Source organism: Blautia sp. St.27G3, from assembly GCF_059728505.1.
In genome coordinates this window covers 44,429-58,616 of sequence record NZ_BAAGFO010000001.1, presented here as the reverse complement: position 1 = coordinate 58,616, position 14,188 = coordinate 44,429, and the positions used below count along the sequence as shown (strand labels likewise).

Here is a 14,188-nt window from a genome sequence, read left to right as displayed (position 1 = left end):
AAAAAACAGCGTTTTGGCGGGTTGTATTTTCATGCAAATACCTGTTTTATCAATATATATCATTTTCTGTTATAATTACATAAATTAAGTGATTTTTGTGACCTGTTCTATTTTTCAACCATATCACAAAAACAGGACCCTCTTCTGAGAATCCTGCCTTGTTTTAACTACAATAAATACGGATTGCTTCCGCTGCAAATTTTGCCGTTCCTATCTGCGACGCCCGGTCTATATTTTCTGTCATTTCTCCACCGGCTCCATACATTGTTCCAAGTCCTCTTAAAATCTCCTTGGTACACGTATAAAAATGCTCCGTAATATACATCTGTAACTTTTTTACCTGCTCCTGTACAGCAGCGCTGTCCGGTGTCTGATCCGAAAGCTTTGCAAATCCCTGAAAAAGTTCCATCAATCCCCGATTTCTCTCTTGGACTTCATCCTTGGACTTACCTCTCGATTTTTCTTCATATTCCTGATAAGCCTCTGTATTTCCCCAGTTTTCTTTTGCCTGTTGTGCGTATTCTTCCAGTTTTTTTGTATCAAATGCTGTAAAATCCAATTTCTTCACTCCTGTCCTTCTTATTTCACGGGCAAGATCAATCAATTCTCCCAAACGCTCCTTTCTGAGCTCCAGTAACGCAATCTGCTGATCAAGAGCTCTGTTCCGATCAAAATTCGGACTGTCCAGAATTCGTTTGATCTCCTTTAATGGAAACTGAAGTTCACGGAACAGCAAAATACACTGCAAACGTTCCAGTGCCGTATCGTCATACAGCCTGTATCCCGACAGGGTTGTTTCCGTTGGATGCAAAAGCCCGATCCTGTCGTAATAATGCAGAGTGCGTATACTCACTCCTGTCAGCTTGCTTACCTCATGTACTGTTCTCATGTCTTCCCCTCCCCGTGTGACCTCATTATATGCTATGACGTAAGGTCAGAGTCAAGAGCTTTTTTCATTTTTACCAATATTTTCAAACGTATAGTACCTGCTGCACGATTGGAAAGCTTCCATCGAAATACCCTGTCACCGTTTATTTTTTTAGGTTATTTACCATAGAATAAGCTTCGTCACAATAGAGGCACAATATCGTTGTATTTGCATCTGTATGCATAAAAAGAAGACCAGCCACTGTGCAGCTGATCTTCCATTTCTCCTTTTCAGGAAATCCATACGAATTTTTTCTTATTTCTGTTTATCGCATTTTCGCCAATTCCTGACGTACCATAGCCTTTCGAAGTGCGATTTCCGCTCTCGAAAGATCAATCTTCGGATCATGCGCCTGCAGTCTGCGTTTTGCACGCTCTTCTGCCTCCCGCGCACGATTCTCGTCGATTTCATCCGGCCACTCGGCAATCTCAGCCATCACGGTAATCTTTTCCGGCAGAATCTCGATAAATCCGGCGTGTACCGCCGCTTCTTTGTTCTCTCCGTCCAGATGGATGGTCACAATGCCAGGCTCCAGAATCATCGTCATCGGAATATGGCGTTTGTAAATACCAACCTGTCCCTCTGTCGTATTGAGCTCCAGCATATTTGCCTGCCCCTTCCAGAAAATACGGTCGGGTGTGATAATTTCCAAATCAAAATTTCTCTCGTCTGCCATACTCAGTCACCCCCTACTTTACGCGGGCAACAACTTCGTCAATCGTTCCAGCATTCAGGAAATAGCTCTCCGGAATATCATCATGCTTACCTTCCAGGATCTCCTTAAAGCCGCGGATCGTCTCAGAAAGCGGTACATATTTTCCTTCCACGCCTGTAAACTGAACAGCTACGAAGAACGGCTGTGACAGGAATCTCTGAATCTTTCTTGCACGGCTTACGACAAGCTTGTCATCCTCAGAAAGCTCGTCCATACCAAGAATTGCAATGATATCCTGCAACTCTTTATATTTCTGAAGAATCTCCTGTACACCGCGGGCTACCGCATAATGCTCTTCTCCGACGATTCTCGGGTCGAGAATACGGGATGTAGACTCCAGCGGGTCTACTGCCGGATAGATACCAAGCTCTACGATAGAACGTGAAAGTACGGTCGTTGCATCCAGATGGGCAAATGTTGTTGCCGGAGCCGGGTCAGTAAGGTCATCGGCTGGAACGTAAACTGCCTGTACGGATGTGATAGAACCGTTCTTTGTTGAGGTAATACGCTCCTGAAGAGCGCCCATCTCTGTCTGCAGCGTCGGCTGATAGCCTACCGCTGATGGCATACGGCCAAGCAAAGCGGAAACCTCAGAACCGGCCTGTGTGAAACGGAAAATATTGTCAATGAACAGAAGCACGTCCTTTCCGCCCTCATCACGGAAATTCTCAGCCATCGTCAGTCCCGTCAGACCAACTCGCATTCTCGCTCCAGGCGGCTCGTTCATCTGTCCGAACACCATCGTTGTTTTATTAATAACGCCTGAATCCTGCATCTCATGATACAGGTCGTTTCCTTCACGTGTACGCTCGCCTACACCTGTAAATACAGAGTAGCCGCCGTGCTCTGTTGCAATGTTACGGATCAGCTCCTGAATCAGAACTGTCTTACCTACTCCTGCACCTCCGAAAAGGCCGATCTTTCCACCCTTCTGATACGGGCAGAGCAGGTCAACAACCTTGATTCCTGTCTCCAATACTTCTGTTGAAGTAGACTGCTCCTCAAATGACGGTGCTTCACGGTGAATCGGCATCTTCTTTACGCCTTTTGGCGCCGGCTTGTTATCGATCGGATCTCCTGTTACATTGAAAATTCGTCCCAGGGTATTCTCTCCAACCGGAACAGTAATCGGAGACCCTGTAGCCACCGCTTCCATTCCTCGAACGAGTCCGTCAGTCGGACCCATAGCGATACATCTCACCGTCTCATCACCAAGATGCTGTGCAACCTCTACTACCAGCAGCTCGCCGTTTGCTCTTGTAATATGAATCGCTTCGTATATAGCCGGAAGCTTTCCTTCCGTGAATTTAATATCTAATACTGCACCGACAATCTGAGTGATTTTACCTTTGTTCTGCATGTTTTTAATCACTCTCCTTAATTATATTTACCACGCCGTGCTGCGATGCCTCCTTGCACGGCTTTATCACGCCGTGCTGCGAACCTCCTTGCACGGCTCTACCACGCCGTGCTGTGAACCTCCTTGCACGGCTCTACCACGCCGTGCTGCGAACCTCCTTGCACGGCTCTACCACGCCGTGCTGCGAACCTCCTTGCACGGCTCTACCACGCCGTGCTGCGAACCTCCTTGCACGGCTCTACCACGCCGTGCTGCGAACCTCGATTCCGCTTCGCTTCATCTCGGTACGCGGGCTTCGCCCTATAAAATCAGCGCCTGATAACCCCGTCCGCCAGCGGCCAGGTTATCATCCTCTGATTTTGCACGGCTCATTGCCATCACGATATGGCATTCGCTCCCGCAATGATTTCGGTGAGCTCCTGCGTGATGGAGCCCTGACGCGCGCGGTTATACTGGAGCGTCAGTTTTTCTATCATCTCTTCCGCGTTGCTCGTCGCGGAATCCATTGCCTGCATTCTGGCGCCGTTTTCACTGGCAACTGCTTCTACCAGAGCGCCATATAAAATGCTGGTCATATATTTTGGTATGATAATCTCCAGCGCTTCTTCTTCCTCCGGCTCGTAATTCATCAGCGCATTAGACTTTGCAGCTTCAATATCCGCCTCGTCCACCTCCACAGGCAGAAGCTTCAAAAGCTTCGGCTCATGGACTACCGTATTTTTAAAATACGTATATGCCAGATAGATTTCTCCAACCTCACCGGATACATACAATTTCAGTACCTCGTCGCAGATTTCCTTTGCATCCGGGAACATCGGGTTCTCAATCACCTCGTTGTATTCCTTTGCAATGTTATAATCTCTGCGGGCAAAATACTCTTTTCCCTTGCTTCCGACGGTAAAGAGAACAACGTCCTCCTGCTTCAGGTCGGAACCTGTCACCATCTTGATCACATTGGAATTGTATCCACCGGCAAGTCCGCGGTTGGAAGTAATCAGAATCACTGCCTTTTTTGTAGAAGGCTGTGGCTTCAAATACGGATGCTCAATCATCCCGGATTTGGCCAGCATGGAGGTTACCGTCTCGTACATCTTATCGAAGTACGGCTTGGAACGCTCGGCGCGCATCTTTGTTTTCTGCAGCTTTACCGTTGACACCAGCTTCATAGCTTTCGTAATCTGCTGGGTACTGGCAATACTGTTGCGGCGCCGCTTGATGTCTCTCATTGAGGCCATACTGTCACCCTTTCCTTATTTGAAGCTCGCTTTGAACTCTGTAATCGCTGCCTGCAGCTTCGCTTCTGTCTCATCAGAAATCTGTTTCTCGGAAGCAATGCTTTCCGGAATTTCCGGATATTTTGTATCCAGGTACTCAAAGAACTCTCTCTCAAAACGGAGAATATCTCCTACCGGAATATCCAGAAGATATTTCTTTGTAGCAGCATAAATAATAATAACCTGATACTGTACCGGCATCGGCTGGTACTGCGGCTGCTTCAGAATTTCCTTGATGCGCTCGCCCTGTGCCAGCTTCTCTTTCGTATCATCGTCCAGCTCGGAACCGAACTGTGAGAATGCTGCCAGCTCGCGGTACTGCGCCAGCTCCACACGAATCGGAGCTGCAATCTTCTTCATAGCCTTGATCTGCGCCGAACCACCAACTCGTGATACGGAAAGACCTGCGTTGATAGCCGGACGGAAACCGGAGTTGAACATCTCTGTCTCCAGATAAATCTGTCCGTCTGTAATCGAAATAACGTTTGTCGGAATATATGCGGAAACGTCACCGGCCTGTGTCTCGATAATCGGAAGCGCGGTCAGAGAACCGCCGCCCAGATCATCGGAAAGCCTTGCTGCACGCTCCAGAAGTCTGGAATGCAGATAGAAGACATCACCCGGATAAGCCTCACGTCCTGGCGGACGCTTCAGAAGCAGGGAGAGTGTACGGTAAGCTGCCGCATGCTTTGACAAATCGTCATAAATAATCAGCACGTCCTCCCCGTTTTCCATCCATTCTTCACCGATTGCGCAGCCGGAATATGGAGCGATATACTGCAACGGAGCAAGCTCGCTCGCCGTAGCTGCAACTACCGTCGTATAATCCATTGCGCCGTATTCCTCCAGTGTATTCACGATGGAAGCCACTGTGGAAGATTTCTGGCCGATTGCAACGTAAATACATTTTACGCCCTGACCTTTTTGGTTGATAATTGTATCGACCGCAATCGCTGTCTTACCTGTCTGACGGTCGCCGATAATCAGCTCACGCTGTCCTCTTCCGATCGGTACCATGGAGTCAATCGCCTTGATACCTGTCTGAAGCGGCGTATCTACGGATTTTCTGGAAATAACACCAGAAGCTACACGCTCGATCTGGCGATATTTATCTGCATGGATCGGGCCCTTTCCGTCAATCGGCTGGCCAAGTGCATTAACAACACGTCCCAGCATTCCATTTCCTACCGGAACCTCAACTACACGTCCGGTCGTCTTTACGATATCTCCTTCTCCGATATCATCGCTGCTGCCAAGGAGTACCGCACCGACATTATCCTCCTCCAGATTCAGGACCATGCCGTATACCTCTCCCGGAAATTCCAGAAGTTCACCCTGCATTGCCTTTTCCAGACCGTAAATACGTGCAATACCGTCTGCTACCTGAATGACAGTACCTGTGTCAGACACCGCGATTTCGGAGGAGTATCTCTGAATCTGTTCTTTGATCACAGAACTGATTTCCTCTGGTCTTAAATTCATGAGATCTGCACACCTTCTTTCTCGCTTTCTAATGAAATCTTCATGAGGCTTCCGGTCAGAGCGCTCAGCTTACTGCGAATCGTGCTGTCTACCACACGATCGCCTATCCGGATCATCAGACCACCAATACTGCTCTCCTCTACCTTATAGTCGATTTCCATTGTCTCATAATGGGTCGTCTCCAGAAGCTTCTGTTCGATTTTCTGCTTCTGCTCGTCCCGAAGCGGAATCGCCGATACCACCTGGGCAATTCCAATTTTTTTGTATTCCTTCACCCTTGCAATAAAATATGCAAAAATATCCGGTAAATTTTCATATCTTCCCTTTGTTACCACAATTCTCAAAAAACCTGTGAGGGCGTCGGATATCCTTCCCTTGAAAACATTCTCAATCAGCTGGAGTTTTTTCTGCTTCGGAATCTCCGGATGCATCAGAATTTTTTCAAAGTCACTGTTTTCTTTCAGAACAGTTTGCAAAAAATCAATTTCCTGCATTAAACTGTCCGTCAGGTTCTGTTCCACAGCAAGCTCAAACAACGCATCCCCATAGGTTCCCGCGATCAGCTTTGCCATGTCTTTTCACCTATTTCTTTCAATGTATCATCAATTAACGAATCCTGGATAGTAAGATCAATATTTTCGCTGACTACCTTTCCAGCAATCATGGAAGCTACCGTAATGATCTCCTTCTTTATGTTGTCTTCAGCCTTCTTGACTGCCAGCTCCGTCTGCTTGTTGGCTCTTTCAATAATTCCTGCCGCCTCAGCCTTCGCATTCTCGATAATTTTTGCCTCAGTATCAAGTGCTTTCTTGCGCGCCGCACTTAAAATCTCATCCTCTTCGCGGTGAATATTGCGGAGCTTCTCCTCATATTCTGCACGAAGACGATCTGCATCTTCCTTTGCCTTCTCGGCTGAATCAATATTTCCTTTGATTCTATCCTCACGCTTTTTCAGAAATTCCCGCGCAGGATTAAACAGAAGATACGACAAAAACAGAAACATTACGAATACTGAAATTGCGAGAAGTACTGCGTCATGCAACAGCTGTGGGTCAAGATTAAACAGTCGTTCCAAGATTTCGCCTCCTTTCACTTGTTATTTTTATACCGCCGCTTGCAAATCTGCTGATTTTACATCCGGCGTTTTCCGCTATGTGCACCTAGAGTCTGTGCTAATTAAAGTCTTCCAATAAGCGGATTTGCAAATAAGAGAATGAACGCGATAGCCAGACCATAAAGACCTGTCGTCTCGGCAACAGCCTGTCCAAGAAGCATCGTAGATGTGATATCACCCTTTGCTCCCGGATTTCTTCCAACTGCTGATGCGCCGTGTCCTGCAGCGATACCCTGACCTACACCAGGTCCGATACCTGCGATAAGAGCAAGACCTGCACCGATTGCTGAACAAGCTAATACTAAACCTTCGTTTGTAATTCCTTCCATAATAATTAACCTCCTGTTTTATTTCATTTTTAATTTTACTCTGTACCTGGTAATTTATCTGACACAAATACCATTGTCAGCATACAGAATACATACGTCTGTATGGCTCCTGAAAATACATCAAAATAGATGTGCAGAAATCCGGTCCATCCGATTGCGATTCTGGACAGCAATGAGTAGATCAGCGACATCATAACCGTACCGGACAGAACGTTTCCGAAAAGACGCAGCGACAGCGAAAACGGCACCGCTATCTCTCCAATCAGATTGATTGGAAACAGAAACGGCAGGGGCTGAAAAAGCCCGGTAAACGCACCGACTTTGTTGTACTTGATATTGTTGTACTGTATGATCCCGAATGTGATCAATCCAAGCGGTAGCGTTACGCCGTAGTCCGCCGTAGGCGGCCTCAGTCCAAACAAACCTGAAATATTGCTGATAAAAATAAAAATAAAGATCGAACCGATATAATTTCGGAACTTCTTTGCATGGACGCCCATGCTGCTTTCAACCATATTGTCGAGCATCTCGACAATCAGCTCCACAACATTCTGGAAGCCGGTCGGATACTCACCTGCATGGCTGATCGCAATTCTCGCTGCAATCGCAAAAGCAAGGATAAGCAGCATGACGATCAGTATGGCTACATGTGTCGTTGTAATCCAGAAGGTCTGGCCAAACATCTCATAGCTGAAAACGCCATGTATCATAAAATCCACATCTGACCCCGAAGATGCCAGCAAATTTGCAGTCTCCACGTTTCATCCTCCTTTCCTTCAAAATAAATGGTTTTATCAAAATCGATCGGGATTCGACTGATTTTGACTGGAAAAATACAGCGTATTTTACCGATGGAATTTCTTCCATAATTTATGCATGAGTGGCTGCAGGAATGCTCCAAATTTCAGACAGAGCACTCCCAGAAATGCTGCCATTACATACCCTATTTTCAGAAAATAAACGAGCGCCGCCATCGCAAAAATAGCCACGGTGCGCAACAGATATGCCTTTCTCATATAACTCTCCGCATCACCTGAAGCCATATCAAGCGCACGGTCAATTGAACGGTACATATGCACTGAAAGCCCCAGCGCTGTGAAAATTCCGATCCAAAGCCCCAGCGCAAAGGAAAGCGGAGACCCGGCCCATTCCGGACATACCGCCACTACCACAAATTCCACAGCCTGAATCAAAACTCCGGCCACCAAAATACCAGCCATCAGCTCAGCCAACGTTTCATTTATTCTTTTTTTCATGATCCATGCTCCCCTTATGATCCGGCTTTATGACTCCCTTTACCAGAATCCAGGTATTTCTTGCCCCTGCCATAATTCCCAGTATCAAAAGCACTGCCGTAACAGACCATCCAAATCGCTCATCAAGCCACATTCCAAGAACTGCACAGAGAACCACCGGGGCTAGCATACTGATCCCCAGCTGTGTGACCATAGAAAGAGCGCGTGCAATTTCATTTGCATTCTTTTTCATTTATTAATTCTCCCAGAAGCGCATTTTTCGCACTATACACAGTTTAATGTATTTTTCCTATTCTGTCCACAATTTCTTTCATCAAGATGAATGATTTTTGGACCGATTCTGTAAAGCTCTGTAAGAACAAAATTGTGCTTCGCACACATCACGAGTCAATAAATTTCAGAGCACAGCGTTTGTTCCGCGCGCGAAGCTGCGCATCCTGCCGGAGGCTTTTATCGTATGGGAGACGTAGTTTCCTATTCGATAAAAAAGACGTATATCAACTGATATACGTCCTTTATAATCCGAGCTGTTTTCTGCCTGAATAAATACTGAATTTTTTTCCTTTTTACATAGATTAAATTTTCTAAATTTAAGCGACTCTTTTTCATCATCCTATTCAATCTCTGTTTTTTTATAAATCTCTCTTAATATTTCCATAACAATCAACAGCATCACCGGCCCGAAAAAAACGCCTGGTGTGCCAAACAGATAGAGTCCTACATAAACAACTACCACCATAACAAACGGATAAACTCCCAGCTTGGCGCCGATCAGACGCGGTTCCAGAAATTCGCGTACCACATACGTCAGAAGAAAAAGTCCGATATACCCAGCTGCAAGGCGGAAATTCTGCCGGAACATCAGAAATACCGACATAGGAATTAATACAGTTCCTGTTCCGATAAAAGGAAGTGCATCAAGAAGTCCAATCACGATTCCAAGTAAAAGAAAATACGGATTTCCAAGCGCCCAAAGTCCGGCAGTACAAAGAATACTGATTATTAAAATAATAATCATCTGCGCTTTCATGTACATTCCGCCCTGTTTCCATATTCTCTGTGATATATTGTGGAAATGCCCATAAAAGCTGTACCTTTTGAACTTCTGATTCATATCATCATAATCCTTCATCAAAAGAATGACAGATACAAACAACATTAAAAGAAATAAACCAAGATCTGCCAGTTTTTTCAGATAACGCACAGAATAATTAAAAACTCCCGGAATTATATATACTTTAATCTGTTCCGTAGCATGATTGATACTGGAATACACAAATTCTTTCACTGCATCCACACGGATGCCGAAACTTTTTTCCGCCATTAAGCAACAATCATCGACAATCCCGCAAAAACATGAATAATAATAATCAAAATTCATTGCTATTCTTCTTATCTGTACCATCAGCTGACAATAGAGCAGATAAAAAAGGAAAGTGAACACTGCCAGCAGAATCACCAGTAGCACTGACACGATAATCTCCTTCTTCCACCTCAATTTTGTCTGTATTTTCTCTACAACGGGATTTAAAACATGAACCAGAACATATGCAATTAAAAAAGGAATTACATATGGCAGTAAGTATTTAATTACAATATACACCGCCAATGTAACTCCAACTCCTGTGAGTATCTTCTTCGTTTCTACCATACCTTCGCACCTTCTTTGTCCTCTTCCGTGCGCCGTACTGCATAATCTTTTGATTTCTGTTGTTTCTCTTCTTTCTAAATTTTTGCACGGCTGCTTTTTTGATACTTTTAGTATGGTATTTTTAAAACTTCTTATTCTGGCAGAAAATATTACCAGAACGTATTTCTTTCTCACATTTCTTGCATTACAGATTTTCAAAAATCGCAAAGATCTTATTTTCCGGACAAATCGCAAAGTCCATGGTTTTCTTGGTCCGTGGATGAAAAAACGTAAGAGACACTGCACAAAGCGCCAGCTTTAACTGTTCTTCGTTTGTTAAAAATCTCTCCCATTTCTCATTATATTTCCGATCGCCGTAAAGTGGAAAACCTGCATGGGCCATCTGCACACGAATCTGATGATGACGTCCCGTCTTCAATTCAATCTCAGTGAGCAGTAATTCGCCATGATCCTCCGGCATTCTTTTTTTTGCCAGAACACGAAAAGAAAGTTCAGCTTTCTTTGCATCCCGTCTATCCTTTCCAGTAACTGTGGATACATTTTTTCTACCGTCTTTTACCAAATAATCAACGAGCTGATACCAGCTGCGATCTGAAGTCTCAGATAACTTTTCTAATTGATTTTCCGGCAGTCTTTGCTGTTTTAAAATAATTTTTGACTTGTTTTTATCTTCTGTTATTTCATGGCAGCACACAGCATGATATATCTTTTTCATGCGTCCGTCTGTTACCTGCTTTCCAAGCTCCGCTGCTGCCTGTTTCGTCTTTGCTAAAACAATGATTCCCTCTACAGGCTGATCGAGCCGATGAACTACATGAATCATATCTTTTCCGAGATAATTATTCAGCTTACTCACCAAGTCCAATTGTCCGATTACTGCACTTTGCACTGCAAGTCCTGCAGGTTTATGGTAAACGATAATTTCTTCATCTTCGTATAAAAGCATAATCTGGTTTTCTCCCGCCATTTCCGATCTTTTTTTCATTTTAACACGTTTTTTTTCTGCTGAACAGACCGTTTAGATACGCGGATAAACCTCTTTTTGCTGTGCTTCGCTAAGCTTTAGAAAATCTGAACAGGACATGCCAACGTAACGGCGAAATACCACTGCAAATTGTTTATACTGAGTAAAACCCACCTGATCTGATATTTCATTAATACGATACCCTCCGGCACGAATCCGTTTTAAAGCCTGATTAATTCGGTATTGATTCAGACAATCCAGAAATGTAATACCTGTTCCCTCTTTAAATTTTCGTGCCAGATAACTCTCACTGACGCCGAGCTCTGCTGCGACTGTGCGCAGTCCTAGCTGTGTATTATAACGATCATGGATAATCTGCAACGCTTTTTCCACATAAATATTACCGTTTTTAACCGGAAGTACATCTATAATCGTTTTTTCTTCTTTTTCCAGCCCTTTGTAAATTTCGTACTGCATGGAATTGTGCATCTGTAAAAGGCTGCTTTTTGCTTTTTCTACTGCCTCTTCCAGTTTTCTTTCATCAATTGGCTTGAGCAGATAATCCACAACATTTAATTGTATCGCTTCATGCGCATACTTAAATTCCAGATATCCTGTCAGAATAATCATAGAAAACCGATACAGCTCGTTCGCCTCCCGGAACATAGTAAGTCCGTCCATTTGCGGCATGCAAATATCAGCAATCACAATATCCGGTCTCTTTTCTCTGATTAACGCCAGTCCCACCCGGCCATTGTCTGCCTCTCCTGCTACCACACAATCCATGGAAGCCCAATCAATCGTATGCACGAGACCCATTCGTATTACAGGTTCATCTTCAATAATAACCACTTTATACATTTCCATCCTCCTCTGTCTTAACAGGCAGAATAACTGTAAATGTATTTCCGTCCACACTCGTACTGCGTCCACAGGTTACACCATATGTCTCTCCATATGCTAGCCTTATTCGTTTGTGTACATTGTACAGTCCGATATGAGATGTAATATTATAAGGTTGTTCCAGAAGCTTTCGGATTGCAGTAATACGTTCATCTGCGAGTGGATCGCCAAGATCACATACCTCAAGCCAAAGCTTTCCATCTATTATTTGACACTCTACGTTAACTGTACAGCTTCCATCAGACGACTTACCGTATAACACAGCATTCTCTACCAGAGGCTGCAAAATAAGTTTCGGAACAATACATTCCCCGGCTTCCGGTTCGACAGAAAGTTTATATTCCAGCCGATCCTGCAAGCGGGTTTTCTGAATCTGCAGATAACACTCCGCATATGATATTTCCTCCTGCAACCGGACACTTGTCATGGTATTATCAATACTGTACCTTAAAATGCCAGACAGAGCCACAATCGCCTCCCTGGCCTTGTCCGGATCCGTTTTTATAAATACCCGTATTGTCTCCAGCGTATTAAACAGAAAATGCGGGTTAAACTGTGCTTCCAGCTGTCGGATTTCTGAAACCGCCTGCCTTTTAGCCCGTTCCGCATTGTCATCTATCAGATGATGAATGTCCCGGCACATTCGATTGTATGCATCTGCTATTTTTTCCAGCTCATCCCCGGTATTAATGCAAAGCGGTTCATCCAATGTCTCATACTCGGTATGTTCCATCGTCCGTGCAATCCGATCTACCGTTTCCCCAATCCGGTCTGCCACCCGATGCGCCGCTGCCGACAGAAGTACCAGCATACCAACAAAAATTAATACAAGAATTGGAATCAGAATCCGGTAAATAGAAAGATATCCCGTTGTATCAGCATACGTATAAATCAGAACTTTTTCATGAAAAGCACTCTGACAAATAACAAAAAGCTGCTGTCCACTGTGCTCTGTTATTCCCTGTCGCAATCTCATCTTCTTTTCTATACGATGATACGAGTCCAGCAAAAGCATACTGTTGTTCCAGAAGCAATAATGATACTCATCTGTCATGACAAGATTGATTGTTCCGGAAAATTTTTGATAAAAAGCCTGCCACTGTACTTCAAAAACCACATAACCAGACGGATTCTCAGCTTCTCCTACTCCCACCGCAAACAAAAGCGACTTTTTTTCCTTGCTATTGTCACCTGCAATGGCAACTTCTCCATGGTTGCTGCGGATGCGCCTCCATATCAGGCCTGTCTGAATTCCTTCTTCCGTCAAATAGGAGGGGCAGTATGTTGTACTTCCACCCAGGAACTCAAAATTTTCATCTGTTAAATAAAATGCTGCTTTTACCGGAGCATCATTTACAAAATCATAAAGTTCCTGATACAGCGCAGCTGAAATATGGCGGTCTGATAACTCCTGACGAAAATCTTCTCTTCTGGAAAGCTGATTCAGCTTTTCTGTATAACATGTGTACAGGTTGTTTGTCAGCTCTACGGCTTCATTGCTGTATTTTTTTACCCGCACCATCGTAGAGCTGTATAACATTACCATGGTCAACACAATGCCCGAAACCGTCAGTATCAGCATCGGCAGAAGCGCATTATAAAATATGGCATTCTGAATGGATTGCCTGAAGCTGTGCTGTGATTTCGACCGCATTCATTTCCCTCCTTTTCAGCTAAACTGACACCTCTGTACTGCCTGTCAGCTTAAAGAACAAAAGCAGCGATAAAATAGTAGAAACCGTAAGAATTACCGATAAAGCTGATGCCGAACCATAATTTGTCCGTAAAATCTGTGAATATACCGTAACGGACATAGTAGCAGTTTTCCCGGTATAAAGCAGCATAGATGCACTCAGCTCATTGATTACCGTTACCCAGCTCAGAATAGCTCCTGAGAAAACACCAGGAAGCATCAGCCTTGCCGTAATTTTAAAAAATGTGCGTATTGGAGGGCACCCAAGACTGATGGATGCATCCTCTATGCTTGGATTAATCTGGTACAGAATAGCCGAAGATGAACGGAGTGTATATGGCATTCTCCGAATTACAAAAGCAAGTATAATAATATACGGCGTTCCTATCAGAGTCAGCGGCCCATGATTAAATGCTACCAGCAACGTAATACCAAGCACTGCGCCCGGAAGAATATATGGAAACATTGTAATTGTATCTATAATTCTTGTAAAGATATTTCTTCTGCGCATCGACGTAT

General features: G+C 44.4%; 16 protein-coding genes. All 16 read right to left on the bottom strand.

From position 1 onward, the window contains the following. Positions 1 to 163: 163 nt before the first annotated feature. Positions 164 to 889: a MerR family transcriptional regulator gene (locus AC6I2O_RS00240; protein ID WP_497741483.1), complete on the bottom strand. Its 726-nt coding sequence runs from the start codon at positions 887 to 889 to the stop codon at positions 164 to 166. Between the two features lie 304 nt (positions 890 to 1,193). Then, entirely contained in the window at positions 1,194 to 1,604 is a 411-nt protein-coding gene (gene atpC / locus AC6I2O_RS00235; RefSeq protein ID WP_120393610.1) for an ATP synthase F1 subunit epsilon, read from the bottom strand. Positions 1,605 to 1,617: 13 nt separating this feature from the next. Next, the gene (gene atpD / locus AC6I2O_RS00230; RefSeq protein WP_120393611.1) at positions 1,618 to 3,003 is read right to left on the bottom strand and encodes a F0F1 ATP synthase subunit beta; all 1,386 of its coding nucleotides are present in this window, start codon (positions 3,001 to 3,003) and stop codon (positions 1,618 to 1,620) included. Between the two features lie 377 nt (positions 3,004 to 3,380). Further along, the gene (gene atpG, locus AC6I2O_RS00225) at positions 3,381 to 4,238 is read right to left on the bottom strand and encodes an ATP synthase F1 subunit gamma (RefSeq protein WP_120393612.1); all 858 of its coding nucleotides are present in this window, start codon (positions 4,236 to 4,238) and stop codon (positions 3,381 to 3,383) included. Positions 4,239 to 4,253: 15 nt separating this feature from the next. Further along, on the bottom strand, positions 4,254 to 5,759 hold the full coding sequence (gene atpA, locus AC6I2O_RS00220) for a F0F1 ATP synthase subunit alpha (protein ID WP_120393613.1): 1,506 nt from the start codon (positions 5,757 to 5,759) through the stop codon (positions 4,254 to 4,256). After that, a complete protein-coding gene (atpH, locus tag AC6I2O_RS00215; protein ID WP_120393614.1) occupies positions 5,756 to 6,331 on the bottom strand; it encodes an ATP synthase F1 subunit delta in 576 nt (191 codons plus the stop codon). The genes atpA and atpH overlap by 4 nt, the downstream gene beginning before the upstream one ends. Continuing rightward, positions 6,319 to 6,834, bottom strand: coding sequence for a F0F1 ATP synthase subunit B (atpF, locus tag AC6I2O_RS00210; RefSeq protein WP_120393615.1), 516 nt, complete (start codon positions 6,832 to 6,834; stop codon positions 6,319 to 6,321). Before atpF ends, atpH begins: the two co-directional genes overlap by 13 nt. 101 nt (positions 6,835 to 6,935) lie before the next feature. Then, positions 6,936 to 7,202: an ATP synthase F0 subunit C gene (gene atpE, locus AC6I2O_RS00205; protein ID WP_120393616.1), complete on the bottom strand. Its 267-nt coding sequence runs from the start codon at positions 7,200 to 7,202 to the stop codon at positions 6,936 to 6,938. A 35-nt stretch (positions 7,203 to 7,237) separates the two neighbouring features. Then, a complete protein-coding gene (gene atpB, locus AC6I2O_RS00200; RefSeq protein ID WP_120393670.1) occupies positions 7,238 to 7,912 on the bottom strand; it encodes a F0F1 ATP synthase subunit A in 675 nt (224 codons plus the stop codon). Positions 7,913 to 8,047: 135 nt separating this feature from the next. Beyond that, positions 8,048 to 8,458 (bottom strand): hypothetical protein, encoded by a 411-nt coding sequence (locus tag AC6I2O_RS00195; protein ID WP_120393617.1) that lies wholly within the window; start codon positions 8,456 to 8,458, stop codon positions 8,048 to 8,050. Further along, a complete protein-coding gene (locus AC6I2O_RS00190) occupies positions 8,439 to 8,690 on the bottom strand; it encodes an AtpZ/AtpI family protein (RefSeq protein WP_120393618.1) in 252 nt (83 codons plus the stop codon). The genes AC6I2O_RS00195 and AC6I2O_RS00190 overlap by 20 nt, the downstream gene beginning before the upstream one ends. A 381-nt stretch (positions 8,691 to 9,071) precedes the next feature. Continuing rightward, on the bottom strand, positions 9,072 to 10,109 hold the full coding sequence (locus tag AC6I2O_RS00185; protein WP_147412328.1) for an AI-2E family transporter: 1,038 nt from the start codon (positions 10,107 to 10,109) through the stop codon (positions 9,072 to 9,074). Between the two features lie 184 nt (positions 10,110 to 10,293). Next, positions 10,294 to 11,055 carry an RluA family pseudouridine synthase gene (locus AC6I2O_RS00180; protein WP_497741481.1) on the bottom strand — a complete coding sequence of 254 codons (762 nt, stop codon included), beginning with the start codon at positions 11,053 to 11,055 and terminating at the stop codon, positions 10,294 to 10,296. A 72-nt stretch (positions 11,056 to 11,127) separates the two neighbouring features. Beyond that, on the bottom strand, positions 11,128 to 11,934 hold the full coding sequence (locus tag AC6I2O_RS00175; protein ID WP_497741479.1) for a response regulator transcription factor: 807 nt from the start codon (positions 11,932 to 11,934) through the stop codon (positions 11,128 to 11,130). Further along, a complete protein-coding gene (locus AC6I2O_RS00170; RefSeq protein WP_497741478.1) occupies positions 11,927 to 13,630 on the bottom strand; it encodes a sensor histidine kinase in 1,704 nt (567 codons plus the stop codon). Before AC6I2O_RS00170 ends, AC6I2O_RS00175 begins: the two co-directional genes overlap by 8 nt. A 19-nt stretch (positions 13,631 to 13,649) precedes the next feature. Beyond that, positions 13,650 to 14,180: an ABC transporter permease gene (locus AC6I2O_RS00165; RefSeq protein WP_497741477.1), complete on the bottom strand. Its 531-nt coding sequence runs from the start codon at positions 14,178 to 14,180 to the stop codon at positions 13,650 to 13,652. Positions 14,181 to 14,188: the final 8 nt, after the last annotated feature.

Coding starts and splice junctions, on each gene's coding strand:
- AC6I2O_RS00240 (WP_497741483.1), bottom strand. CDS start 889: ATGAGAACAGTACATGAGGTAAGCAAGCTGACAGGAGTGAGTATACGC.
- atpC (WP_120393610.1), bottom strand. CDS start 1,604: ATGGCAGACGAGAGAAATTTTGATTTGGAAATTATCACACCCGACCGT.
- atpD (WP_120393611.1), bottom strand. CDS start 3,003: ATGCAGAACAAAGGTAAAATCACTCAGATTGTCGGTGCAGTATTAGAT.
- atpG (WP_120393612.1), bottom strand. CDS start 4,238: ATGGCCTCAATGAGAGACATCAAGCGGCGCCGCAACAGTATTGCCAGT.
- atpA (WP_120393613.1), bottom strand. CDS start 5,759: ATGAATTTAAGACCAGAGGAAATCAGTTCTGTGATCAAAGAACAGATT.
- atpH (WP_120393614.1), bottom strand. CDS start 6,331: ATGGCAAAGCTGATCGCGGGAACCTATGGGGATGCGTTGTTTGAGCTT.
- atpE (WP_120393616.1), bottom strand. CDS start 7,202: ATGGAAGGAATTACAAACGAAGGTTTAGTATTAGCTTGTTCAGCAATC.
- atpB (WP_120393670.1), bottom strand. CDS start 7,912: ATGATACATGGCGTTTTCAGCTATGAGATGTTTGGCCAGACCTTCTGG.
- AC6I2O_RS00195 (WP_120393617.1), bottom strand. CDS start 8,458: ATGAAAAAAAGAATAAATGAAACGTTGGCTGAGCTGATGGCTGGTATT.
- AC6I2O_RS00190 (WP_120393618.1), bottom strand. CDS start 8,690: ATGAAAAAGAATGCAAATGAAATTGCACGCGCTCTTTCTATGGTCACA.
- AC6I2O_RS00185 (WP_147412328.1), bottom strand. CDS start 10,109: ATGGTAGAAACGAAGAAGATACTCACAGGAGTTGGAGTTACATTGGCG.
- AC6I2O_RS00180 (WP_497741481.1), bottom strand. CDS start 11,055: ATGCTTTTATACGAAGATGAAGAAATTATCGTTTACCATAAACCTGCA.
- AC6I2O_RS00175 (WP_497741479.1), bottom strand. CDS start 11,934: ATGTATAAAGTGGTTATTATTGAAGATGAACCTGTAATACGAATGGGT.
- AC6I2O_RS00170 (WP_497741478.1), bottom strand. CDS start 13,630: ATGCGGTCGAAATCACAGCACAGCTTCAGGCAATCCATTCAGAATGCC.
- AC6I2O_RS00165 (WP_497741477.1), bottom strand. CDS start 14,180: ATGCGCAGAAGAAATATCTTTACAAGAATTATAGATACAATTACAATG.